18 protein-coding genes are annotated in these 22,446 nt (G+C 75.1%); 12 read left to right on the top strand and 6 right to left on the bottom strand.

Translation table 11 applies throughout. The features are described 5' to 3' along the window. Positions 1-20: 20 nt before the first annotated feature. From hpnE to hpnH, 4 genes are read left to right on the top strand one after another with little or no spacing between them, the layout of a single operon-like run. Positions 21-1,340, top strand: a complete 1,320-nt coding sequence (hpnE, locus tag ACA511_RS22565; RefSeq protein WP_375026549.1) for a hydroxysqualene dehydroxylase HpnE — start codon at positions 21-23, stop codon at positions 1,338-1,340. Beyond that, complete coding sequence (locus ACA511_RS22560; RefSeq protein WP_375026548.1) at positions 1,337-2,347, top strand: polyprenyl synthetase family protein; 1,011 nt, start codon at positions 1,337-1,339, stop codon at positions 2,345-2,347. The genes hpnE and ACA511_RS22560 overlap by 4 nt, the downstream gene beginning before the upstream one ends. A 19-nt stretch (positions 2,348-2,366) precedes the next feature. Beyond that, on the top strand, positions 2,367-4,274 hold the full coding sequence (shc, locus tag ACA511_RS22555) for a squalene--hopene cyclase (protein WP_375026547.1): 1,908 nt from the start codon (positions 2,367-2,369) through the stop codon (positions 4,272-4,274). Continuing rightward, the gene (gene hpnH / locus ACA511_RS22550) at positions 4,274-5,278 is read left to right on the top strand and encodes an adenosyl-hopene transferase HpnH (RefSeq protein ID WP_375026546.1); all 1,005 of its coding nucleotides are present in this window, start codon (positions 4,274-4,276) and stop codon (positions 5,276-5,278) included. Before shc ends, hpnH begins: the two co-directional genes overlap by 1 nt. Before the next feature lie 28 nt (positions 5,279-5,306). Here hpnH and ACA511_RS22545 read toward each other — a convergent pair whose 3' ends face one another. Next, positions 5,307-7,283, bottom strand: a complete 1,977-nt coding sequence (locus tag ACA511_RS22545) for a phosphatase PAP2 family protein (protein WP_375026544.1) — start codon at positions 7,281-7,283, stop codon at positions 5,307-5,309. A 226-nt stretch (positions 7,284-7,509) separates the two neighbouring features. Between ACA511_RS22545 and ACA511_RS22540 the strand changes: the two genes are divergently transcribed. Together ACA511_RS22540 and ACA511_RS22535 are read left to right on the top strand one after the other, a co-directional pair. Continuing rightward, positions 7,510-8,166, top strand: a complete 657-nt coding sequence (locus ACA511_RS22540; RefSeq protein ID WP_375026542.1) for a PadR family transcriptional regulator — start codon at positions 7,510-7,512, stop codon at positions 8,164-8,166. A 2-nt stretch (positions 8,167-8,168) separates the two neighbouring features. Then, positions 8,169-8,672, top strand: a complete 504-nt coding sequence (locus ACA511_RS22535; protein WP_375026540.1) for a DUF1707 domain-containing protein — start codon at positions 8,169-8,171, stop codon at positions 8,670-8,672. Between the two features lie 111 nt (positions 8,673-8,783). Here the strand turns inward: ACA511_RS22535 and ACA511_RS22530 are convergent, their stop codons facing one another. Next, positions 8,784-9,746 (bottom strand): LysR family transcriptional regulator, encoded by a 963-nt coding sequence (locus tag ACA511_RS22530; protein WP_375026538.1) that lies wholly within the window; start codon positions 9,744-9,746, stop codon positions 8,784-8,786. A gap of 74 nt (positions 9,747-9,820) precedes the next feature. On the opposite strand from ACA511_RS22530, the gene ACA511_RS22525 reads away from it, so the two are divergent. Next, complete coding sequence (locus ACA511_RS22525) at positions 9,821-9,982, top strand: hypothetical protein (protein WP_375026536.1); 162 nt, start codon at positions 9,821-9,823, stop codon at positions 9,980-9,982. A 29-nt stretch (positions 9,983-10,011) separates the two neighbouring features. On the opposite strand, the gene ACA511_RS22520 is transcribed toward ACA511_RS22525, so the two are convergent. From ACA511_RS22520 to edd, 4 genes are read right to left on the bottom strand one after another with little or no spacing between them, the layout of a single operon-like run. Further along, positions 10,012-10,395, bottom strand: a complete 384-nt coding sequence (locus tag ACA511_RS22520) for a PPOX class F420-dependent oxidoreductase (protein WP_375026535.1) — start codon at positions 10,393-10,395, stop codon at positions 10,012-10,014. A gap of 35 nt (positions 10,396-10,430) precedes the next feature. Further along, positions 10,431-11,051: a bifunctional 4-hydroxy-2-oxoglutarate aldolase/2-dehydro-3-deoxy-phosphogluconate aldolase gene (gene eda / locus ACA511_RS22515; RefSeq protein ID WP_375026533.1), complete on the bottom strand. Its 621-nt coding sequence runs from the start codon at positions 11,049-11,051 to the stop codon at positions 10,431-10,433. Then, positions 11,048-12,076, bottom strand: coding sequence for a glucokinase (glk, locus tag ACA511_RS22510; protein WP_375026531.1), 1,029 nt, complete (start codon positions 12,074-12,076; stop codon positions 11,048-11,050). Before glk ends, eda begins: the two co-directional genes overlap by 4 nt. Before the next feature lie 50 nt (positions 12,077-12,126). Then, positions 12,127-13,938, bottom strand: a complete 1,812-nt coding sequence (edd, locus tag ACA511_RS22505) for a phosphogluconate dehydratase (protein ID WP_375026529.1) — start codon at positions 13,936-13,938, stop codon at positions 12,127-12,129. A gap of 261 nt (positions 13,939-14,199) precedes the next feature. Here edd and ACA511_RS22500 point away from each other — a divergent pair, with 261 nt between their 5' ends. From ACA511_RS22500 to ACA511_RS22480, 5 genes are all read left to right on the top strand, one after another. Further along, a complete protein-coding gene (locus ACA511_RS22500) occupies positions 14,200-15,285 on the top strand; it encodes an ROK family transcriptional regulator (RefSeq protein WP_375026527.1) in 1,086 nt (361 codons plus the stop codon). Between the two features lie 270 nt (positions 15,286-15,555). Continuing rightward, positions 15,556-16,269 (top strand): hypothetical protein, encoded by a 714-nt coding sequence (locus ACA511_RS22495; RefSeq protein ID WP_375026525.1) that lies wholly within the window; start codon positions 15,556-15,558, stop codon positions 16,267-16,269. A gap of 2 nt (positions 16,270-16,271) precedes the next feature. Further along, on the top strand, positions 16,272-17,171 hold the full coding sequence (locus ACA511_RS22490; protein WP_375026523.1) for a J domain-containing protein: 900 nt from the start codon (positions 16,272-16,274) through the stop codon (positions 17,169-17,171). Between the two features lie 504 nt (positions 17,172-17,675). Continuing rightward, complete coding sequence (gene lanL, locus ACA511_RS22485; RefSeq protein WP_375026521.1) at positions 17,676-20,492, top strand: class IV lanthionine synthetase LanL; 2,817 nt, start codon at positions 17,676-17,678, stop codon at positions 20,490-20,492. Continuing rightward, the gene (locus ACA511_RS22480; protein WP_375026519.1) at positions 20,489-22,441 is read left to right on the top strand and encodes an alpha/beta hydrolase family protein; all 1,953 of its coding nucleotides are present in this window, start codon (positions 20,489-20,491) and stop codon (positions 22,439-22,441) included. The genes lanL and ACA511_RS22480 overlap by 4 nt, the downstream gene beginning before the upstream one ends. Positions 22,442-22,446 lie beyond the last annotated feature (5 nt).

Genomic DNA, 22,446 nt, shown 5'->3' with positions numbered 1-22,446 from the left:
CCCGCGCCGGAGGTGGCACGGTGAGCGCCGTCGTCGTCGGGGGCGGGCTCGCCGGCATCAGCGCCGCCATCGCGCTGCAGGAGTCGGGCGTGCAGGTCACGCTCGTCGAGTCCCGGCCGTGGCTGGGCGGCGCGACGCATTCGTTCACGCGGGGCGAGCTGAGCGTCGACAACGGGCAGCACGTGTTCCTGCGGTGCTGCTCGGCGTACCAGGGGCTGCTGAGCAGGCTCCGCGCCGACCACCTGGTGGAGGTGCAGGACCGGTTCGACGTCGCCGTCCTGCGGCCGGGCGCGAAGGCGGCGCGGCTGCGGCGGTCGCGGCTGCCGAGCCCGCTGCACCTGCTGCCCGCGCTGGCCCGGTACGCGCCGCTACCGCCCGCCGACCGGCTCCGCGCGGCGCGCGCCGCGCTCGGGCTGAACCGGCTCGACCCCGCCGACCCGGTGCTCGACACGATGCCGGCGGGGACGTGGCTGGCCGAGCACGGGCAGCGGACGTGGGCGCGGCAGGCGCTGTGGGGGCTGTTCATCACCGCCGCGCTCAACGCCGAGGTGGACGACGCGGCGCTCGGCCTGTCCGCGATGGTGTGCAAGCGGGCGCTGCTGGGCCGCGCCGACGCCGCCGACATCGGTGTCCCGGTCGTCCCGCTGGAGGAGCTGCACGGCGGCCCGGCGCTGCGGCGCATCGCCGAGATGGGCGGGACCGTCCGGCTGAAGGCGAAGGTCGAGGCCGTCACCACCGACCCGAAGGTGGTCGTGGACGGCGTCCCGATGGCCGCGGACGCGGTGGTCATGGCGGTGCCGCACGAGGCGGCGGCGCGGCTGCTGCCCGCGCAGGCGCTGCCGGACCCGCTGCGCTGGCCCGAGCTGGACGCCAGCCCGATCGTGAACGTGCACGTCGTCTACGACCGGAAGGTCATGGACGCGCCGTTCGCCGCGGCCGTCGCCTCGCCCGTCCAGTGGGTGTTCGACCGGACGGCGGTGAGCGGGCTGCGCCGCGGCCAGTACCTCGCGGTGTCGCTGTCGGCCGCCGACCGCTGGATCGACATGCCGACCGCCGAGCTGCGCGCCCGGTTCGTCCCGGAGCTGCGGCGGCTGCTGCCGGCCGCGCGGGACGCCGCCGTCCGGGAGCTGTTCGTGACGCGGGAGCGGCGGGCCACGTTCCGGCAGCGGCCCGGCAGCGGGGCGGCCCGGCCGGCCGCGGCGACGCGGGCGCCGGGGCTGTTCCTGGCCGGCGCGTGGACCGACACCGGCTGGCCGGACACGATGGAGGGAGCAGTGCGCAGCGGCCTGACGGCCGCGCGGCTGGTCCGCCGCCACCTGGAGGGGGTGAGGGACCGGTGACTGCCGTTCCGGTCTCGATGACCGATGTCCGCGAGCTGGTCGACGGTGCGCTGCGCGCGGCCGTCGGCCGGCTCGATCCGCGCACGTACCGTGTCGCGGCCTACCACCTCGGCTGGACGGACGAGGAGGGCCGTCCGCGCAAGGCGCCCGCGGGGAAGGCGCTGCGTCCGGCGCTCGCGCTGCTGTCGGCGCGGGCCGCGGTGGCGCCGGCTGAGAGCGCGCTGCCGGGCGCCGTCGCGGTGGAGCTGACCCACGCGTTCTCGCTCCTGCACGACGACATCATGGACGGCGACCGGACGCGCAGGCACCGTCCGGCGGCGTGGACGGTCTTCGGCGAGGCGTCCGCGATCCTGGCCGGCGACGCGCTCCTCGCCCTCGCCGGAGAGGTCCTGCTGGAGGCGCCGGGGCAGGGGTCGGCGCGGGCGGCGCACGCGCTGTCCGCCGCCACGCGCCGCCTCATCGCCGGCCAGTCGCTCGACATGGACTTCGAGACGCGCAGGCAGATCAGCGTGGACGAGTGCGTCGCCATGGCGTCCGACAAGACCGCCGCGCTGCTGGCGTGCTCCTGCTCGATCGGGGCCGTCCTGGACGGGGGCCCCGAATCCCTCGCGGCCGCGCTGGAGGCGTTCGGGACGGACCTCGGCGTCGCGTTCCAGCTCGTCGACGACCTCCTCGGCATCTGGGGCGACTCCGCGACGACCGGGAAGCCGGCCATGTCGGACCTGCGGTCCCGCAAGATGTCGCTGCCGGTCGTGGCCGCGCTGAACTCGGGGACCCCCGAGGCGGCGCGGCTCGCCGAGCTGTACGCGCGGCCCGAGCCGTCCGAGGACGACCTGGCCGAGACCGCCGCGCTCGTCGAGGCGGCCGGCGGGCGTGCGTGGGCGGAGGTCGAGGCGGAGAGCCGCATCCAGCGCGCCGCCGAGCACCTGCTCGCCGCCCGGCTGCCGGACTCCGTCCGCGCCGAGTTCCTCCGCATCGCCGACTTCGTCACCCGCCGGGACCACTGAGAGAGATCCGGGAACACAGATGACAACGCTGGAAACACCGGAAACGCCGGAGACCACCGGATCCCGGACGGCGGCCGCGGCGCTGGACGCCGCCCGCGACCGCCTGCTGCTGCTCCAGTCCCCCGAGGGCTGGTGGAAGGGCGAGCTGCAGACCAACGTCACGATGGACGCCGAGGACCTGCTGCTGCGCGAGTTCCTCGGCGTCCGCACCGGCGAGGACACCCACGAGACGGCCCGCTGGATCCGGTCGCGGCAGGCCGCCGACGGTACGTGGTCGAACTTCCACGACGGCCCGCCGGACCTCTCCACGACCGTCGAGGCGTACGTGGCGCTGCGGCTCGCCGGGGACCCGCCCGACGCCGCGCACATGGTCCGCGCCGCCGCCTACGTCCGCAGCGGGGGCGGCGTCCCGGCGACCCGCGTGTTCACCCGGTTCTGGCTGGCGATGTTCGGCCAGTGGTCATGGGACGAGCTGCCCGTGGTGCCGCCGGAGATGGTGTTCCTGCCGCGCTGGTTCCCGCTGAACGTCTACGACTTCGCGTGCTGGGCGCGGCAGACGATCGTCCCGCTGGCGGTGGTGGGCGCGCTGCGGCCCGTCCGGCCGCTGCCGTTCGGGCTGGACGAACTGGCGCCCGACTACGACGTCCCGCGCGAGAGGAGGCGCGGCCTGCCCGGCTGGGGCGCGGCGTTCGGGGCGCTCGACAAGGCCCTGCACGTCCACCAGCGGCACGCTCCCCGGCGGCGCCCGCTGAAAGGCGTGCGGGAGGCGGCGCTGCGCCGCGCCGGGGAGTGGATCGTCGCGCGGCAGGAGCGGGACGGGTCGTGGGGCGGCATCCAGCCGCCGTGGGTGTACTCGCTGATCGCGCTGCACCTGCTCGGCTACGGCCTCGACCACCCGGTCGTCCGGCGCGGCCTGGACGGGCTGGAGCGGTTCACGATCCGGGACGAGCGGGGACGGCGCCTCGAAGCGTGCCAGTCCCCCGTCTGGGACACCGTCCTCGCGATGAACGCGCTCGCCGACGCGGGCCTGCCCGCCGGGCATCCGGCCCTGGAGCGGGCGGCGGAATGGGTGATCGGCGAGGAGGTGCGGGGGCCCGGCGACTGGGCGGTGCGGCGTCCCGGCCTGCCGCCGGGCGGCTGGGCGTTCGAGTTCGACAACGACTGCTACCCCGACACCGACGACACCGCCGAGGCCGTGATCGCGCTCAACCGCGTCCGGCACCCGGAGGCGGAGCCGGCGATCGAGCGGGGCGTCCGCTGGATGGCCGGGATGGCGTCCCGGGACGGCGGGTTCGGCGCGTTCGACGCCGACAACACCCGCGCGCTGTGCCGCAGGCTGCCGTTCTGCGACTTCGGCGAGGTGATCGACCCGCCGTCCGCCGACGTCACCGCGCACGTGGTGGAGGCGATGTCGCACCGCGGCATGGCCGACTCGCTGACGGTGAAGCGGGCCGTCGTGTGGCTGCTGAAGGCGCAGGAGCCGGACGGTTCGTGGTTCGGCCGGTGGGGCGCCAACCACGTGTACGGGACGGGCAGCGTCGTCCCCGCGCTGATCGCGGCGGGCGTCCGGCCGGAGAAGCCGGCGATCCGGGACGCGGTCGGCTGGCTGGAGCGCCACCAGCGCGACGACGGCGGCTGGGGCGAGGACCTGCGCTCCTACCGGGACCGCTCGTGGGTCGGGCACGGGGCGTCGACCGCGTCGCAGACGGCGTGGGCGCTGCTCGCGCTGCTCGCCGCCGGTGAGCGCGGCCCGGCCGTGGAGCGCGGCGTCCGCTGGCTCGTCGACCGCCAGCGCCCGGACGGGACGTGGGACGAGGACCACTTCACCGGCACCGGGTTCCCCGGCGACTTCTACATCAACTACCACCTGTACCGGCTGGTGTTCCCGCTCTCGGCACTGGGCCGGTACCTGAAGGAGAACACCTGATGGGGATGCCACTGCGGCAGAGCCTGCGCGTCGGCGGCTACGTCCTGCGCAACAAGCTGGCGGGGCGGACGAAGTACCCGCTGATCGTCGAGCTGGAGCCGCTGTACGCGTGCAACCTGGCGTGCGCGGGCTGCGGCAAGATCCAGCATCCGGCGGACGTGCTGAAGCAGCGGATGCCGGTCGAGCAGGCGGTCGCGGCGATCCGCGAGTGCGGGGCGCCGATGGTGTCGATCGCGGGCGGCGAGCCGCTGATGCACCCGCGGATCGGCGAGCTGGTCGCCGAGCTGATCCGGATGAAGCGGTACGTGTTCCTGTGCACGAACGCGGCGCTGATCCCGAAGAAGATCGACCAGTTCGAGCCGTCCCGGTACTTCGCGTGGGCCGTGCACATCGACGGGCTGCGGGAGCGGCACGACGCGTCCGTCTGCAAGGAGGGCGTGTTCGACCAGGCGGTCGAGGCCGTCCGGATGTGCCAGGAGCGCGGGTTCCGGGTCACGACGAACACGACGGTGTTCAACACCGACACCCCGCAGTCCGTCATCGACGTGCTCGACTACCTGAACGACGACCTGGGCGTCGACCAGATGATGATCTCGCCCGCGTACGCGTACGAGAAGGCGCCCGACCAGGACCACTTCCTCGGCGTCCAGGAGACCCGCAGCCTGTTCGCGAAGGCGTTCGCGGACGGCCGGCGCAAGCGCTGGCGGTTCAACCACTCGCCGCTGTTCCTCGACTTCCTCGAAGGCAAGGCCGACTTCCGGTGCACGGCGTGGGCGATCCCGTCGTACTCGCTGAAGGGGTGGCAGCGGCCCTGCTACCTGATGGACGACGGCTACTGCGACACCTACCAGGAGCTTCTCGACACCACCGACTGGGACGCCTACGGGCGGGGGCGCGACGACCGGTGCGCGAACTGCATGGCGCACTGCGGCTACGAGCCCACCGCCGTGTTCGCGACGATGGGGTCCCTCAAGGAGTCGCTCCGCGCGGTGCGCAGCGTGTGAGGGCCTGCGCGTGAGGGACGGCGCCGGCTCAGGTCTCGCGGAGCTCCTCGATGACGTCGTGGACGGCGTCCATGAAGGCGTCGGCGTCGCCGGTGAGGCCGGGGTCGGCGGACAGGCCGAAGCACAGCTCGCGGTCGACGCCGAGGGCGGCGATCGCGAGCGGGGCGCCGGGGGCGAGCGGGACGATCGGGTACACGGCGGTCAGCGGCGCGCCCGCCAGCCGTAGCGGCCTGTCGGGTCCCGGGAGGCTCGACACGGTGCCCTGCAGGAACCGGCCGCTGTAGGACATGCGGGCGAACCGGGCGTGCAGCGGCGCCGGCATGACGCGTCCCGCCTGCCACATGACGAACCAGGCGGCCTGCGCGCGGGTCCCGGAGCGCAGCACGCGGCTGCGCTCGGCGATCAGCGCGAGGCGCTCGGGCTCGGCCATCTTCCCGACCGGCAGGTCCACCATGACGGCCGTGGTGTGGTTGCCCACCATCGCGCTGCCGGGCGGCCGCATCATCAGCGGCACGGCGACGCGGCAGGTGTCGGGGCGTCCGTCGTCCTCGCTGACGACGCGGTTCAGCGCGCCCGCGACCGCGCACAGCACGACGTCGGTGACCCGGGCGCCGTGGCGGCGGCCCACGTCCCGCACCGCCGTCAGCGGGAGGTGCATGCTGCCGAACCGGCGCTCGGACGTCCCGCCGGCGGGCAGCCGCTCCGGCCGCGTCACGGCGCCGGCGAGCTGGCCGAGCCCGAGGACGGTGGCGAGCGCCTTGCGCAGCGGCCGGCGCGGGAAGCCCGCGCCGGTGTCGCCGGGCGGCGGCTCCATCAGGTACATCGCCTGCGCGACGATCCCGACGCCGTCGGCGACGACGTGGTGCATCAGGTAGACGACGGCGGTGCGGCCGGGCTCGGCGCCCTTCATCACGACCATCCGCCACGGCGGCCGGTCGAGCGGCAGCCGCTCCGACTGGATCTCGGCGACGGCGGCGCGCAGGCCGGCCATGCCGTCGACGCGCCGTTCGGCGACGTGCCACTCCCAGTCGACGTCGTCGTGGTCCTGCCAGACCGGGCGGCGCCAGCGGCCCCGCCGCACGAGCCGCTGCCGGAACCGGGGCAGCCCGGGCAGCCGCTCCCGGATGACCCGGACGAGGTCGGCGCGCCCGACCTCGTCCCGCGAGGTGTCGAGCATGATGACGCCGCCGGCCTGCTGCGGCGCGGCGGGCGTCTCCACCGCGAGGAAGAACGCGTCGGGGCCCTGGATGCGGGCGGCGTGCGGACGGGCGATGCGCTGAGCGATGTACACGGAGACCACCACGAAGGGAACGGCGGCCACCGCGTCCAGCAGGAAGTGGTTCGCGGTCGCCAGGATGACATAGAGAGTGACGAGGATGTGGGCGGCGTTCAGCCACTGCACCCACCGCTTGGCCTGGACGCGGGCGAGCTCGACGCCGACCCACAGCGTCCAGGCCATGTGCAGGGACGGGACGGCGGCGAACCGGTCGGCGTGCTCGACCATCGGGGAGCCCCACGACCCCCAGGTGCGGCCCTCGGTGACGGTGTCGACGAACCCGAGGTCGGGCATCAGCCGGGGCGGCATCACGGGGAACAGCGCGAAGCAGGCGAGACCGCCCAGGTTGAGCAGGACGAACGCGTTCCGGGCCGTCCGGTACCGCGCGGGATGCCGGATGAATAACCATGTGAGCAGCGCCAGCGCGCTCGCGATGTAGGTGATCGCGTACTCGTAGTTGGCCAGGACGCGCAGCACCGGCTGATGGGCGAGCCAGGCGTTGAGGGCGGGTTCGACGTCGAGGTGCAGGACGCGCTCCAGGCGGTAGAGCGCCTCGCCGTGGTCGCGGGCCGCCGTCCGGCGTCCCTGCTCGGGCAGCATCGTGACCAGCGAGTACACGGTGAAGAGCGCCAGGCCGAGCAGCAGCTCGGTCCCGGCGCGGGGCCTGCCGCCCGTGCCGCCCGGTGTGCCGACCGCGTCCCGCGCGGTCACCGCCTCGTGTGTGCCCATCGTCCCCTCGGACCGGGTGGTACCCAAGATTCGCAAAATCAGACTGTGATGCCCGGTATCGGAGATCATGCCCGGTTCACTCTTGGTGAAGCGCGGGGTCGATCGACGAAATGTCCGGGAACCGGGTGGCCCGTCCGTACGTTGTCGATATATCGTTGTCGTATCGCGAAGGATCATAGAGAGATCTCAGAAGCTCTCGGACGATCACAGAAGGCGGGTGCAGAACATGGGACACAGGCACGGACCCGGCCCCTGGGGGCGCGGCGACCTCCCGAACTTCGGCGCGCTGTTCGGCGGCGCCCCCTGGGGGCCGCCCGGCGGATTCGGCCACGGACCCGGCCCGCGGCCCCCGTGGGCGCGCGGGCGCGGCGGTCCGTGGGGGCGCGGCCCCGGCGGCAGGGCGCGCAAGGGGAACGTCCGCGCGGCGATCCTCGTGCTGCTGGCCGAGGAGCCGCGCAACGGCTACCAGATCATCCAGGAGATCAACGAGCGCAGCGACGGGGCGTGGAAGCCGAGCCCCGGCGCGGTCTACCCGGCGCTCCAGCAGCTCGCCGACGAGGGCCTGATCGCCGGGGACGAGTCGGGCGGGCGGCGCACCTTCCACCTCACCGACGAGGGCCGCGCCCACGTCGCGGAGAACGCCGACCGGCTCGCCGAGCCGTGGGCGGAGATGACGCCCGAGTTCGGCGAGGGCGTTCCCGAGCTGTTCAAGCAGGCCGCGCAGACGGGAGCCGCGGTGATGCAGATCGTCCACTCCGGGTCGTCCGAGCAGGTCGCCCAGGCGCGGGACGTCCTCGCGGAGACCCGGCGCAGCCTCTACCGCATCCTGGCCGACGACCTCGACGACCCGGGGCCGACGGCCGCCGACGACGACGAGGAGTAGACATGGCACGTCAGGACGAGATCCGCATCGGCGACGCCGAGCGCGACGCCGTCATGGTCGCGCTGCACGACCACTTCGCCGAGGGGCGGCTGGACCGCGGCGAGCTGGACGGGCGCCTGGACGCCGCGCTGTCCGCGAAGACGCGCGGCGACCTGCGCGCCCTCGTCGAGGACCTGCCGTCCCCGACCGGGCTGCCCGAACCGGAGAAGGCGGCCGTCCCGGGCGCCCCGCTCATGTTCGGCGGGCCTGCGTTCGGCGGCCCGGCGGTGTTCGGCGGGCCGGGGCACCCCGCGTGGCAGCGCCGTCACCGGCACATGGCCCGGCACCACCGGCACGGGCCCTTCCCGGCGTTCCCGCTGCTGCTCGGGGTGTTCCTGGTGCTCGCCTTCACGGTCGGGCCGGGGGCGGGGTTCCTCGCCGTCCTGCAGATCGCGCTGGCCGTCTGGGTCGTCCGCGCGGTGCTGCTCGCCTTCGGGGTGCGGCGGGCCCGCCACCACCGCGGCTGACCCGGCCGGCGCGGGCCGGTATCGCGGGCGAGGAGGCCGGCCTACGTGCGGTGGGGCCGGCCCGCCGCGCCGCCCGCGTGGACGTCCCGCGGGCGATCGCGGCCGGGCGGCTCACGCGGCGGCCCGCGCGCAGCGGCCGGGCACGGCGTCGCGCAGGGCGCCGAGCCCGCGCGCGATCAGCGGGTTGTCGCGGCTGCCGCGCCGCACGCAGGTCAGCACCCGCCGCTTCGGGACGCCGTCGCCGGTCAGCGGGACCCGGACGACCGGCTGGTCGGACGGCCCGCCCGCCAGCCGCGGCACGAGCGACACGCCGAGGCCGTTCGACACGAGCGCCCAGATCACCGACCAGCTGGTGGCGTGGTGGGCGAACCGGGGCGTGAAACCCGCGGCGGCGCAGTACGCCAGCACCTGCTGGTGGTGGGCGCACACCTCGGGCGCGACGCTGATCCAGGTCTCGTCCGCCGCGTCCTCCAGCCGGACGCCGGGGTACGGGCGGTCGTCTCCCCGGGGGAGGCCGCCGCCGCGCCGCGCGAGCGGGTGCCCGGCCGGGACGATCAGGTCGTAGAGCTCCTCCAGCAGCGGCGCGCGGTCGAAGCGCGGGTCGCCGGGCGGCGGCGCGTCCGGGGTGGGCTCGATGACCGCGATGTCGGTCTCACCGGCGGCGAGGAGCCCGAGGGCCACCTCGGTGTCGCATTCGCGAATCTCGACCCGCAGGCCCGGATCGTCCCGCAGCAGGGCGCCGGCGGCCGGGGCGACGAGCCCGCCGACCGCCGTCGTGAACCCGCACATGCGCAGCGGGCCGACGGCCCCGGCGCGGTGCGACTCCAGGTCGGCGAGGGTCTCCTCCCACTTGGCCAGCAGCCCGTCCGCGTGCTCGACCAGCAGGTGCGCGGCCGGGGTCAGCCGCACCTTGCGCCCCTGCGGCTCCAGCAGCGGCACCTTCAGCTCCCGCGCCAGCTCGCGCAGCTGGTGGGAGACCGCCGACGGCGTGAGGTGCAGCGCCTCCGCCGCGGACGTCACCGTCCCGTACTGGTGGACGAGCCGGAGCATGTGCAGCCGCCGCAGATCAATCATGCAACCATATTGCACGATTCCATGAGGAAATCTGAAATAGACGGCAACGTTCGTCCGGTTGCAGACTTGTCGCCATGAGCAATCGGAACACGCTGGTCTCCCGGCATCTCACCAGTGACGGCGTCGTCGTCTGGACCCGCTGCGCCTGCGGGCGGCTGCGCATGGACCTCATCCCCCACGGGGGCGCCCGCCCCCTGACCGCCGGGCCCTGCCCCCACACCACCGGCCAGGGCTGACCGTCCGCAGGCCCCGTCCCGCAGTGCGGCTAGTCGAGCGTCACCTCGTAGTGGAGTGTCCGGTAGTGCTTCAACTTGTGGACGAGCGGGACCGCGAAGCCCTGCTGGAACGGGTGCTTGCGGGCCAGCAGGCGGCGGATCGGCCGAGACTCGTCCTCGGTGAGCAGGCGGACTCGCCCGCGCACCTCCGGGCCCGTGACCTTGCCCCGGTAGGTGCTCGGTGCGAGCCTCACCTCGGGGTTGCGCGCCAGCCGCTTCGTCTTGAACGCCTTGTCGTAGGTGCGGAAGTACGCGTGGTCTCCGCGCACGACGACGTTGACGGGCGTCCCGACCGGTGTCCCGTCCTTGCGGTAGGACGTGAGCAGAACGGTCCGCTGCCTTCTCAGCTTCTCTAGCGTCGATGTCGTGTCCATGCCCAGGGGACGGGATACCCGCCCTGGGCGTGACATCACCTCAGGGACGCGGCTTCGGAGGCGAGTTCGCGGATGCGGTCCCAGTCGCCGTCGCGGACGGCGTCCGCCGGGGTCAGCCATGTGCCGCCGACGCAGGCGACGTTCCGCAACGCGAGGTAGTCGGCCGCGTTCCCCCGGCTGACGCCGCCGGTCGGGCAGAACCGGATCCCCGGCAGCGGCCCGCCGAGCGCCTTCAGGTACGGCGCCCCGCCGGCGGCCTCGGCGGGGAAGAACTTCATCGCCGTGATCCCGCCCTCCAGCAGCGCGATCGCCTCCGACGCGGTCGCGACGCCCGGCAGGAACGGCAGGCCGGTCGCGACCATGGCGGCCTGGAGGCGGGACGTGCAGCCGGGGCTGACCAGGAACCGCGCCCCCGCGGCGGCGGACGTCTCCGCGTCCTCGGGCCGGACGACCGTGCCCGCGCCGACCACCGCGTCCGGGACCTCTGTGGCGATCCGGGTGATCGCCTCCACCGCGGACGGGGTGCGCAGCGTCACCTCGATCACCGGGAGCCCGCCCTCGACCAGGGCGCGGGCGAGCGGGACGGCGGCCTCGGCGTCGTCCAGCACCACGACGGGGATGACGGGCGCGAGGTCGAGCAGGTCTTCGGCGATCATGCGGTCTCCATTGCGGACGGTGCGTCGGGCAGAGCGTGGGGCCGGGCGTCGGGCGGTGCGTCGGGCAGGCTCTGCGCGAGCCGGACAGCGGCGCCGACCAGGGCCGGGCCGGGGTGGACGATGAGCGCGGTGGGGATGGCGCGCATGTAGTCCTCGACGGGAGGCTTCCCCTCGAAGCGGGCGCGGAACGCGCTGTCGTGCAGGACGTCCACGATGCGCGGCAGGATCCCGCCGCCGAGGTAGACGCCGCCGCGGGCGCCGAGCGTGAGGGCGACGTTGCCGGCGAGGGAACCGAGCAGCGCGCAGAACATGCGCAGCGCCTCGTCGCAGCGCGGGTCGTCGCGGCGCTCGCAGATCTGCTGGGCGGTCAGCTCCCCGGCGGGTTCGCCGTCGAGCGCCGCCAGGTAGCGGTGGACGCGCGCCAGACCGGCCCCCGACAGCAGGTACTCGGCGGTCGCCGCGCCCTTCTCCGCGCGCAGCAGCCGCGTCACCTCCATCTCCCGGCCGGTGGCGGCCGGGACGTCGACCTGGCCGCCCTCGCCCGGCACCGGCACCCAGCCGGACGGCGTCGGGACGAGCCCCGCGACGCCGAGGCCGGTGCCGGGGCCGACCACCGCGAGGGCCGCGTCGGCGGCCGGGGCCCGGTCGCCGACGACGACCAGGTCGCGCCCGCCCAGCCGCGGGAGGGCGAGGGCGAGCGCCTCGAAGTCGTTGATGACGTCCAGGTGGGGGACGCCGAGGTGGGCGCGCACCGCCTCGACGGCGCCCCGCGGCCAGCCCGCGTTGGTCAGCCGGTACGTCCCGCCGCCGACCGGGCCCGCCACCGCCAGGCACGCGGCGGACGGGCGCGCGCCGGTCCCCTCCAGGTACGCGGCGGCCGCCTCGGCGAGCCCCGGATAGTCGCGGGTCGGCAGGGACCCGACATCGGACGGGGCGCCGTCCGGGCCGTCCACCAGCGCGAACCGCGCGTTCGTCCCGCCGACGTCGGCGACCAGCCAGACGCCGTCCCGAATCGCTCCGCTCATACCTGTCTTCTGTGGGGGGACGACCCCCCGCTCCCCCCGGTTCGCTTCGCTCATGAGAGGACCCCCGCGCCGCGCTCGGCCGGGCCCACGGCGTTGCGGAACACCTGGAAGAGCTCGCGTCCCGCGCCGTAGGTCTGGTCGGGGGCGCGGCACTCGGGCTCGCGCGCGGCGAACTCCTCGTCCGGGACGAGGACCTCCAGGACGCCCCGGTCGGCGTCCAGCCGGACGATGTCGCCGTCGCGGACGCGGGCGAGCGGGCCGCCCGCGGCCGCCTCCGGCGACACGTGGATCGCGGCGGGCACCGCCCCAGAGGCGCCCGACATACGACCGTCCGTGACGAGCGCGACCCGGTGGCCGCGGTCCTGGAGGACCCCCAGCGGCGGGGTGAGCCGGTGCAGTTCCGGCATCCCGTTCGCCCGCGGCCCCTGGTTGCGGACGACCGCCACCACATCGCGGTCCAGTTCCCCGGCGGCGAACGCTTCCTGGAGCCGCTCCTGCGAGTCGAACACGCGGGCGGGGGCCTCGATGAGCCGGTGCTCCGGCCGCACGGCCGACACCTTGACGACCGCCCGCCCGAGGTTGCCGCGCACGGTGTGCAGGCCGCCGTGCGTGTCGAACGGCTCCGCCACCGGACGCAGGACGCTCGTGTCGCCCGATTCGGTGACGGTGTTCCGCCACTCGGCCCTGCCGCCGGCGAACTCGGGGACGTTCCGGTACGCGGCGAGGGTGGCGCCGCCGACCGTCCTCGCGTCCTCGTGCAGGAGCCCGGCGTCGATCAGCTCGCCGATGAGGAACGCGGTGCCGCCCGCCGCGTGGAAGTGGTTCACGTCGGCGGTGCCGTTCGGGTAGAGGCGGGTGAGCAGCGGCGTCACCTTGGACAGCTCGTCGAAGTCGTCCCAGGTCAGCTCGATGCCCGCCGCGGCGGCCATCGCGACCAGGTGCAGCGTGTGGTTGGTGGAGCCGCCCGTGGCGAGCAGGGCGACGACGCCGTTGGCGAACGCGCGCTCGTCCAGCAGCTCGCCGATCGGGGTGTACTCGCCGGCGAGGTCCGTCAGCTTCAGGATGCGCCGCCCGGCCGCCTCGGTCAGCGCGTCCCGCAGCTTCGTGCCCGGCGGGACGAAGCTGGCCCCCGGCAGGTGCAGCCCCATGACCTCCATCAGCATCTGGTTGGAGTTGGCCGTCCCGTAGAAGGTGCACGTGCCGGGCGAGTGGTAGGACGCGGCCTCGGCGGCGAGGAGCCGCTCGCGGCCGATCTCCCCGGCCGCGAACCGCTTGCGGACCTGCGCCTTCTCGCCGTTCGGCAGCCCGGACGCCATCGGCCCGGCGGGCACCAGGATCACCGGCAGGTGCCCGAACGACAGCGCGCCGATCACCAGCCCCGGGACGATCTTGTCGCAGACCCCCAGCATCAGCGCGCCGTCGAACATGTCGTGCGACAGCGCGACGGCCGTCGCCATCGCCACCACGTCCCGGCTGAACAGCGACATCTCCATGCCGGCCCGGCCCTGTGTGATGCCGTCGCACATCGCGGGCACGCCCCCGGCGAACTGCGCCGTCCCGCCCGCCGCGCGGATCGCGCCCTTGAGGATGTCCGGGTAGTCCTGGAGCGGCTGGTGCGCCGACAGCATGTCGTTGTACGCGGACACGATCGCGATGTTCGGCGTGACGTCGCCCCTGAGCCACAGCTTGTCCTGGACGCCGCAGGCCGCGAACCCGTGCGCGAGGTTCGCGCAGCCCATGCCGGTGCGCACCGGGCCCTCCGTCCGGGCGTCCCGGATCCGGCTCAGGTACGCGCCGCGCGTTCCGGCGCTCCGCTCGGCGAGGCGCCGGGTGACTGCCTCCAGCACGGGATGTAGGGCCATTGGACGCTCCAGACCAGGGGGGATGTCTAGTACGCAAGCTAGCGAGACATAGGTCATCTGTTCAAGCTGACTTATGAACTCTAGATGACAAAAGTCGGGATGTTGAGCCAACTGGACGGCGGAATGGTGGCGTGCTTGACTGGCCGGATGCCGCGCCCCGTCACCCACCGGCCTCCAGCCCCCACCCACCGGCCTCCAGCCCCCACCCACCGCCGTCCAAAGGACGAGCGGAGCTCGGCGCGTCCCTCCACGGTCGGCGACATGCTGCGCCTGATCCGCGAGGACGGCGTCGCCACCCGCGCCGAGCTGGGCCGCATCACCGGCCTGTCCCGTCCGGCGGTGGCGTCCCGCGTGGCGTCCCTGATCGCCCGCGGCCTCGTCGTCGAGCGCGCCGACGGGCCGTCCACCGGCGGACGCCCCCCGGCGCGCCTGGAGTTCAACGCCGCCGGCGGCACCGTCGTCGTCGCCAACCTCGGCCAGTCGCGCGGCCAGCTCGCCGTCTGCGACCTCGCCGGGACGATCCTCGCCCGCGCCGACGGCCCCCCGGCGGAGACGTCGCCCGGCAAGACCCTCCCCCGCCTCCTGGACGAGTGGGCGTCCCTGCTCGCCTCCTCCGGCGTCGACGAGGCGTCCATCCGGGGCGTCGGCCTGGGCGTCCCCGACGCCGTCGAGCACGCCGCCGGCCGCTGGGACGCCGTCGAGATCGGCGCGCCCATCTCGGACCGCTTCGGCGTCCCCGCCTACCTCGACAACGAGGTCAACGCCGCCGCGCTCGGCGAGCACCAGGCCCACCCGGGCGTCGACGACCTCCTGTTCGTCAAGGTCTCGACGGGCATCGGCGCGGGCCTCATCTCGGGCGGCCGCATCCAGCGCGGCGCCCTGGGCGCGGCCGGCGAGATCGGCCACGTCCCGATCCCCTCGCCCGTCGAGGCCCCCTGCCGCTGCGGCAACGTCAACTGCGTCGAGGCGATCGCGGGCGGCACCGCCCTCCTGGCCCGCTCCCCCGCCGGCGACCTGGCGGACCTGGCCGCCCTGGCCCGCTCCGGCGACCCCGCCACCGTCGCCCTCCTCCGCGACGCCGGCCGCCGCATCGGCGAGGTCGTCGCCACCGCCGTCAACCTCCTGAACCCCGCCGTGGTCGTCCTCGGCGGCGACCTGGTCGGCGCGGACGAACCCCTGATAGCGGGCCTGCGTGAGAGCGTCTACCAGCGCTCCACGGCCCTCGCGACCCGCACTTTGCGCATAGAGCCGAGCCGCCTCGGCGAACAGGCGGGCCTGACCGGCTGCGCCGCGATGGTCCTCGCCAACATCCTCTCCCCCGAGGCCGTCGACACCGCCCTCTGGTAGCCGCGCCGCTCGTCCGCACTGTTCAGTAGAAATCACTGTCACCAGGAACCCGCGGGCGAACATGAGGTGTGCGCGAATGCCCGACGACCCCGGTCGGCTCGATCGTCTCCTGAACAAGGAGCGGCAGGCCACCGCCCGGAGTGACGTCGTGCGAAGGGTGCCGAGCCGGAGCGGCACCGTAAGGTAACGATCAACGAAGCGACACCGGCGGACCGCCGCACGCCCTACTAACCTGATCAAGGACTGTCGCCGAATGGTCAGGGGACGCGCATGGGCTCGATGGTGCCGTACGGTTCCGCCAATCCCGACGTGCGGCGGGACGGCTCGGCGCCGGCGATGCGCGGCGCCCCCGTCCACCGGCCGGGCGAGATGCGCCTCGGCGGCAGCCGGCTGCGCGAGGAGTGCTGGACGGCGGTCGGGGCCCGCACCCGGCAGCGCCTCGCGGAACTGTCCGGCGCCCCCATCGACTGGTTCGCCCGGGAGGACGAGTCGAGCGGCGACGGCCGCTGCTTCGCCGTGACGCTCGGCGAGGCCGGGCTGTCCATCGCCGAGCCGCGGGTGAACACCGAGCACCGCCCGGTCTACGCGATCTCCTCGTTCCAGTTCGCGCCCGGCTCGCTGCGGCACGTCCAGATCGACCACCGGCCGCCGCCGCGCGCCGCGCCGTTCGGCACGGCCGCGGCGGTTCCGCCGCCCGGCATCGGCCTCAGCACGTCGGCGAAGGGCATCCTCGGGAACCTTCCGCCGGGGGCCCAGGAACTGCTGCAGGCGCCGTTCACGTCCGGGCAGAGGATCCTGCGCGAGAACTGGTACTACGAGGGCTACGACCACCGGCTCGACGCGTTCGTGTTCTACCTCGCGGGCGCGAAGGACGTGACGTTCGCGACCGGCACCAAACTCATCCCGGCCGGGCACACCGACGACTCCGCGCACTGGTCCCTCACCTGCTACCGGGCCTCGGTCGCGCGGCGGATCGGCCGCTGACCTTGCCGGGCGCCTTCAGGGAACTGGACGGCAACGACGCGTACGAGCTCCTCAGCATACCGCCGGACGCGGCCCCCGACCGGATCCAGCGGGCCTGGCGCGAGCTGGCGGCGGCCCACCATCCCGATCGGATCACCGACCCGGCGGCCAAGGCCCGCGCCGAGGAGCGCCTCCGCCTCATCAACGCGGCCCGGGACGTCCTGCTCAAGCGGCGCGCCTCGTACGACGCCGCGCGCCGCGCGCCCGAGCCCGAGCGCGAGCCCGACGAGGAGACCGTCGAGGACCCCTGGGACACCGCCGCGACACGGTCGAGCGCGCCGGACCCCTGGGACGCCGCGACCGCCGGACCCGGCGCGCCGGACCCGTGGGACACCGCCGTCCCTGGGAACGCACCGGCACCGCCCCCTCCCGGCCGGGACGTCCCCGGCCGGCGCACGTACACCTCCGGGCCGCGCCGGCGGCCCCGGGCCGACGCCGGCTGCATGCTCATCAGCGCCCTGTGCTGGGCGCTCATCATCGGCGTCATCGTGGTGCAGGAGCGCCGCCCAGACGGGCCGTCGGCCGAGGCGTCCGTGCGCGGCGACCTGGCGGGGACGTGGAAGGGCACCGTCCGGGACCGGGACGGCGACCGCAGTTCATGGGCCGTCGAACTGACCCTCAAGGAGGGGAAGAAGGCCGGAGAAGTCCGGTACCTGCACGGCAGGTGCGCCGGGACGGCCGTGCCGGTCTCCTACGCCGGAAAGGCTTTGGTGATCGAGACGGACTTCCCTGACGGGCAGTCCGGCTGCGACGTCGGCGACATCACCCTCACCCGGCGCAAGGACGGCAAGGCCGACATCGTCTACTACGCGTCCGACCGGAAGACCAAGAGGACGACGGGCGTCCTGCGCCGCCGCGACTGACGCCCCCCGCCATCGACGCGACCGCCCAACCCCGCGAAACGCCCAGTTGCCCGTGGCCTCGGCATCACGGCCGTTCTGCTCGGCGTACCGCCCGCCGGCCTCGCTGGGATAGCACACCGTGGCGGGGGCTTGCCAGGGGGAGTTGTGGCAGTCATCGGCCATGACCCGGGGTGAAACTTATTCGACACTGAATTGGCAAAGTCGCCGCCGATCCGCGACACCGACAAGGTGGACAAAACTCCCTAATCGGCGGGTGGTGCGCCGCTCGGACGGCACTCGCGGCACACGAGTCACGCGGGCATGACCCTGCGAGTAACACTTCTCTACCGGCGTGGGGGACATTTCCCCAGAGAAACCACCCTGGCGTTCATGGCAGATTCGTGGCTAACTTGTCCTCGTTCGGCGGAAGACCCAAGGCGATCTACCGGATGCCATTGCTCGACAAGTGAATTCACGACAGGGCGGGACATCCGGCCGGCGAATGAAAGAGAGCGACGAAACACCATGGCGGACTTCCATTTCAGCGTCTTCTCCGGGGCCGCGCACGCGGCGGACGGCGACACCCGCCTGACCGAGGTTCTCGATCAGGCGACGGCCGCGGCGCCGGACGGTGCGCGCTGGCGGGTGCGCCGCGCCGCCGTCTGGTGCCACGTGGTGCCCGAGAACGTCGAACTCCCAGCCCAGGGATGGAAGCTGCACGTCTCCGCGACCCCCGCCTCGGCGGCGGAGGTGCTCGCCCGCTCGCTCCCGGTGCTCCTGGCGGGCGGCTCGGCGTTCAAGTTCGCCGCCACCGTCGACCACGTCGCGGCCCTGAACGCGCGCAACGCCTCCCGCGGCCATTCGGGCAAGTTCATCACCGTCTACCCGGCCGGCGAGGACGAGGCCGTCCGGCTGGCGCTGGAACTGCACCGGGCGACGGCCGGCCTGCCCGGACCGCGCATTCTGTCGGACCGCCCCTACATGCCGGGCAGCCTCGTCCATTACCGTTACGGCGCGTTCGTCGAAGAGCGCCGGATAACCAATGACGGATTCTACGCGTGGATGATTCTCGACCCGGACGGCAACCCGGTCGAGGATCAGCGAGTCGGCCGGTACACGCCCCCCTCCTGGGCGGAGTGCCCCTTTCCCGACCACCGGACGGCCGCCCCCAGGAACGGCGCCGGCGGTCACCGGAACGAGATTCTGATCGGGACGCGTTTCGCCGTCCGGGAGGCGATCCGGCACACCAACAAGGGCGGCGTCTACCGCGCCGTGGACACCGCGACCGGCGAACCCGTGGTCCTGAAGGAGGCGCGCCCGCACGTGGCGGCGGACGAGGACGGCAGCGACGCCCGCGACCGCCTCCGGGCCGAGGCCCGCGCGCTGGAGGCGGTCGAGCACCTGGGCCTGGCGCCGCGGCCGGTCCTGCTGTTCACGCAGGGCGGCCACCTGTTCCTGGCGCAGGAGATGGTCCCGGGGACCACGCTCGGGCAGTGGACGTCCGACCTGATCGCCGACCGCGGCTGGGGCCCGCACCTGGCGCCCGCCCTGGCGGCGGCCGCCCGGCTCACCGAGCTGATGATCAAGGCGCACGGCGCCGGGCTCCTCGTGCGCGACCTCAACCCGAACAACGTCATGGTCCGCCCGGACGGCACGCCCGTCCTCATCGACCTGGAACTGGCCGTGACGCCCGGCGCTCCGGACGGCCCGCTGCGCGCGGGCACCCCCGGCTACGCGGCGCCCGAGCAGATGGGCGGCGCGGCCCCCGACCCCGCGGCCGACCGCTTCGCCCTCGGCGCGACGCTCTGCCACGTCCTCACCGGCGGGCCTCCCTACTTCCTGGACGAGCGTCCCGCCGCGCGGCCCGTGACCGAACGGCTCGCGGAGTGGCTGACCGCGCGCACCCAGGGCCTGGACGTGCCCGCCCCGGTGATCCCGCTGCTGCTCGGGCTGACGGCCGACGAGCCCCGGCACCGCTGGGGCCTGGAGCAGGCGCGCGAGGCTCTCGCGGCGGCGGCGGACGGCGGGCCGGGCACCCGCCCCCGGGCCGCCGCCGCGCGGCCCCGCCTGCGGTCCGGGTGGCTGCGCGAGCAGAGCCGGGAGGCCGTCTCCGGCATCACCGACCACCTCCTCGACACCATGGACGCCGGGAACCCCGACACGCTGTGGCCCGCGTCCTGCGTCCACGGGGCGCCCGACCCGTGCAGCGTCCAGCACGGCGCGGCCGGGCCGCTGGGCGCGCTGGTCCGCTGCTACGAGCTGACCGGCGACCGCCGCCTCCCGGAGGCGATCGCCCGCGCCGCCGGCTGGATCCTCACCCGGCTGGACGACGGCACGGCACGGCCCGCCGGGCTCTACTTCGGCACGGCCGGCGCGGCGTGGGCGGTGCTGGACGCCGGACTCGCGCTGGACGACGGCGCCCTCGTGGACGGCGCCCTCGCGGTGGCCGACCGGCTGCCCGCGGCCGTCGACACCCCGGACGTCACCCACGGGACGTCCGGCATCGGGCTGGCCGCCCTGCACCTGTGGGCCCGCACGGGGCACGCCCGGTACGCCGAGCGCGCCGCCGCCGCGGCCGACGCGCTCGCCGCCGCGGCCGAGGAGCGGTCCGGCCGGCTCTCGTGGAGCACCCCCGCCCAGTACGAGTCGAAGCTCGCCGGGCGGCGGTACCACGGCTACGCGCACGGCGTCGCCGGGGTCGGCTACTTCCTGACCGCGTGCGCGCGGGCGACCGGCCGCGGCGACCTTCTGGCGCTGGCCGCCGCGGCCGGGCAGGACCTGCTGGACGAGGCGACCGTCACGGGACGGTCCGCGATGTGGGGGGCCGGTCCCGGCGACGCGCCGACGGCGCCGTACTGGTGCCACGGCGCCGCCGGGATCGGGGCCTTCCTCCTGCGACTCGGCGACGCCACCGGGGAGGAGCGTTTCACCCGGGGCGCGGAGCAGGCGGCGCGGGCGGTGCTGGAGCACCGGTGGCGCGCGCCCCTCGGGCAGTGCCACGGGCTCGCCGGCAACGGGGACTTCCTGCTCGACATGGCGGCGTTCACCGGAGACGGCGCCCACCGGCACGACGCCTGGCGGCTCGCCCGGATCGTCCTCGCCGGCCGGGCGCGGCGCAGTGGCGCGGCGGTGTTCCCCGACGAGTTCGGGCAGGTCTCGGTGACCTGGGGCGACGGGATGAGCGGCATCCTGGGCTTCCTGCTGCGGATGCTGCACGGCACGCCGCGGCTGTGGACGGCCGACGTCCCCGAGGGCCTCGCCGGAGGCGCGGCCGCCGCAGGCACGGGCACCGCAGGCACGGGCGCCGGCGCCGCGGGCGCCGGCGCGGAGCGCGCGTCGTGAGCGCGCCCGCGCGGGAACCCGTCCGGCAGGGCCTGCCGCCGGCGCCGACCCGGTTCGGGTTCGCCTTCTCCGGGGGGTGCGGGTGGGCCGCCTGCCTGCGCGCCGTCGAGGACGAGGTGACGCTGGAGCGGTGGGACCTGGCGCGGCCCGTCCCGTCCCTGACCACGCTCAGCGGCAGCGCCGCGGAGCGCGCCGGCGGCGGTCTCGACCGGCGCTGCGGCGTGCTGCCGCTCGACGACGGCCGCGTCCTCGTCCTGCGGCCCGCGGCGGACGGGGCCGGGGAGCCGGCCGGGCACGCGACCGTCCTCGCGGCGGAGCCGTCCGGCCGGGGGCTGCGGATCACCCGCTCGTGGCCGGTCCCGGCGATGCTCGCCGGCTTCCTGCTGGCCGCGCCCGGCCCGGCGGGCGCCATCGTGCTCGTCGCCGCCGAGGACGAGCGGCACTCCCGGATCTGGCGGCTGCGCCCGCGGGCGTCCGCGCTGGAACCGGTCGTGCGGATCCCGGGCGTGCTGTCCGGCGGGGTCTGGCTGGACGGCGGGCGCACCCTCGCCCTCGACCACACGACCGCCGCGCACCGCGCCCAGGGCATCCTCGTCGATCTGCGCGAGGGCACGTGGCGGCGCCTCTGGTCGGTCTCCGACACCACCACCGACCGGATCGCCGCCCGCAGCCCGCGCTCCGGCGTCCTCGCCGTCACCACGACCTCGCCGGGGGCCCAGCAGCCCGGAACCGGGCAGATCGGGCTGCGGTTCCCCGGCGGGGGCACCGTGCGGTTCCCCGAAGCGCTCAACCGGTCCGAGCATCCCCGGGCGCCGCTGGCCTTCGACGCCGCCGGGCAGGCGCTGCTCGTCCGGGAGACGCGCGGCGCCGCGGAGCGCCTCGCGGTCTACACGCCGGGATGGGAGCGCGTCACCCCGGTCCCGGGGCCGGCCGGGATGCTGTGGCCCCCCGCCCGCTGGGCCGCGGACGGCCGGATCCATCTGCGCTTCGCCGCCCCCGACCGGCCGCCGACCCTCGCCGCGGTGCCCCCGCCGCCCGGCGGCGAATGGTGGCTGGCCCCGGACGTCCCCGGCTCGGACGAGCCTGGCACGGGCATCTCCGGCACGGGCGTCTCCGGCACGGGCGGCCCCGGCGCGGGCGGCGGCTGGGCGGGCGCCGAAACCGTCGAACTGCCCGGCCCGGCCGGGCCGATCGAGACGATCGTCTACGGCGGCCCCGGCTGGCGGCGGGCCCGCCGCTTGGTGCTCGCCCTGCACGGCGGCCCCCTGTCGGCCTGGCGGCTGGACTTCGAGCCGCTCTTCCAGCACCTGGCCGCCGCGGGCGTCGCCGTGGCCGCGCCGAACCAGCGCGGCAGCACCGGCTACGGCGAGCGGCACCTGCGGCCCGTCCTCGGCGACTGGGGCGGCCCCGACCTCGACGACGTCGTCCACCTGGCCGAGGCGATCGGACGCGACCGCGCCGCCGCCGGCCTGCCCGGCCCGGTCGTGCTCGGCGGCAGCTACGGCGCCTACCTGGGGCTGCTGGCGGCCTGCCGCGCCCCGCGGCTGTGGTCGGGCTGCGTCGCGCTGGCGCCGTTCACCTCCGCCGCCGGGCTGCTCGGCGGCGCGCCCGGCGCCGTCCGGGAGCGCGTGTCGCGGCTGAGCCGGTGCGGCGCCGCCGGCGGTCCGGCGGCCGGACGCGACGTGCTGCGCGCGTGCGCGGCGCTCACCGCGCCGCTGCTGATCGTCCACGGCGTCCGGGACGAGGTCGTCCCGGTGGCGCAGTCCAGGGCGCTGCGCGCCCGCCTCCTCGAACTCGGCAGGGCCGAGGGAGTCGACTTCGACTACCTCGAGGCCGACGACGGCCACAACGGCGTCGTCCAGGCCTGGCCCCCGGCCCTGCGCGAAGCGGTGGTCCGCTTCTGCCTCACGGCGGAACGGGCCTCCCTGCGAGACCCGGAGAGGAGGTGAAACCC

This window comes from Actinomadura sp. GTD37 (assembly GCF_041951365.1).
GTDB lineage: Bacteria > Actinomycetota > Actinomycetes > Streptosporangiales > Streptosporangiaceae > Spirillospora.
Note: the sequence above shows the minus strand (reverse complement) of the source record. Positions and strands in the feature narration are given on the sequence as shown.

Bases quoted from the DNA above. Each gene is read 5' to 3' on its own strand.
- glk (WP_375026531.1), bottom strand. From the start codon at position 12,076: ATGAGCGGAGCGATTCGGGACGGCGTCTGGCTGGTCGCCGACGTCGGC.
- ACA511_RS22540 (WP_375026542.1), top strand. From the start codon at position 7,510: ATGGGACACAGGCACGGACCCGGCCCCTGGGGGCGCGGCGACCTCCCG.
- ACA511_RS22520 (WP_375026535.1), bottom strand. From the start codon at position 10,395: ATGGACACGACATCGACGCTAGAGAAGCTGAGAAGGCAGCGGACCGTT.
- lanL (WP_375026521.1), top strand. From the start codon at position 17,676: ATGGCGGACTTCCATTTCAGCGTCTTCTCCGGGGCCGCGCACGCGGCG.
- ACA511_RS22500 (WP_375026527.1), top strand. From the start codon at position 14,200: ATGCTGCGCCTGATCCGCGAGGACGGCGTCGCCACCCGCGCCGAGCTG.
- ACA511_RS22530 (WP_375026538.1), bottom strand. From the start codon at position 9,746: ATGATTGATCTGCGGCGGCTGCACATGCTCCGGCTCGTCCACCAGTAC.
- ACA511_RS22535 (WP_375026540.1), top strand. From the start codon at position 8,169: ATGGCACGTCAGGACGAGATCCGCATCGGCGACGCCGAGCGCGACGCC.
- eda (WP_375026533.1), bottom strand. From the start codon at position 11,051: ATGATCGCCGAAGACCTGCTCGACCTCGCGCCCGTCATCCCCGTCGTG.
- ACA511_RS22495 (WP_375026525.1), top strand. From the start codon at position 15,556: ATGGGCTCGATGGTGCCGTACGGTTCCGCCAATCCCGACGTGCGGCGG.
- edd (WP_375026529.1), bottom strand. From the start codon at position 13,938: ATGGCCCTACATCCCGTGCTGGAGGCAGTCACCCGGCGCCTCGCCGAG.
- ACA511_RS22525 (WP_375026536.1), top strand. From the start codon at position 9,821: ATGAGCAATCGGAACACGCTGGTCTCCCGGCATCTCACCAGTGACGGC.
- hpnH (WP_375026546.1), top strand. From the start codon at position 4,274: ATGGGGATGCCACTGCGGCAGAGCCTGCGCGTCGGCGGCTACGTCCTG.
- ACA511_RS22545 (WP_375026544.1), bottom strand. From the start codon at position 7,283: ATGGGCACACACGAGGCGGTGACCGCGCGGGACGCGGTCGGCACACCG.
- shc (WP_375026547.1), top strand. From the start codon at position 2,367: ATGACAACGCTGGAAACACCGGAAACGCCGGAGACCACCGGATCCCGG.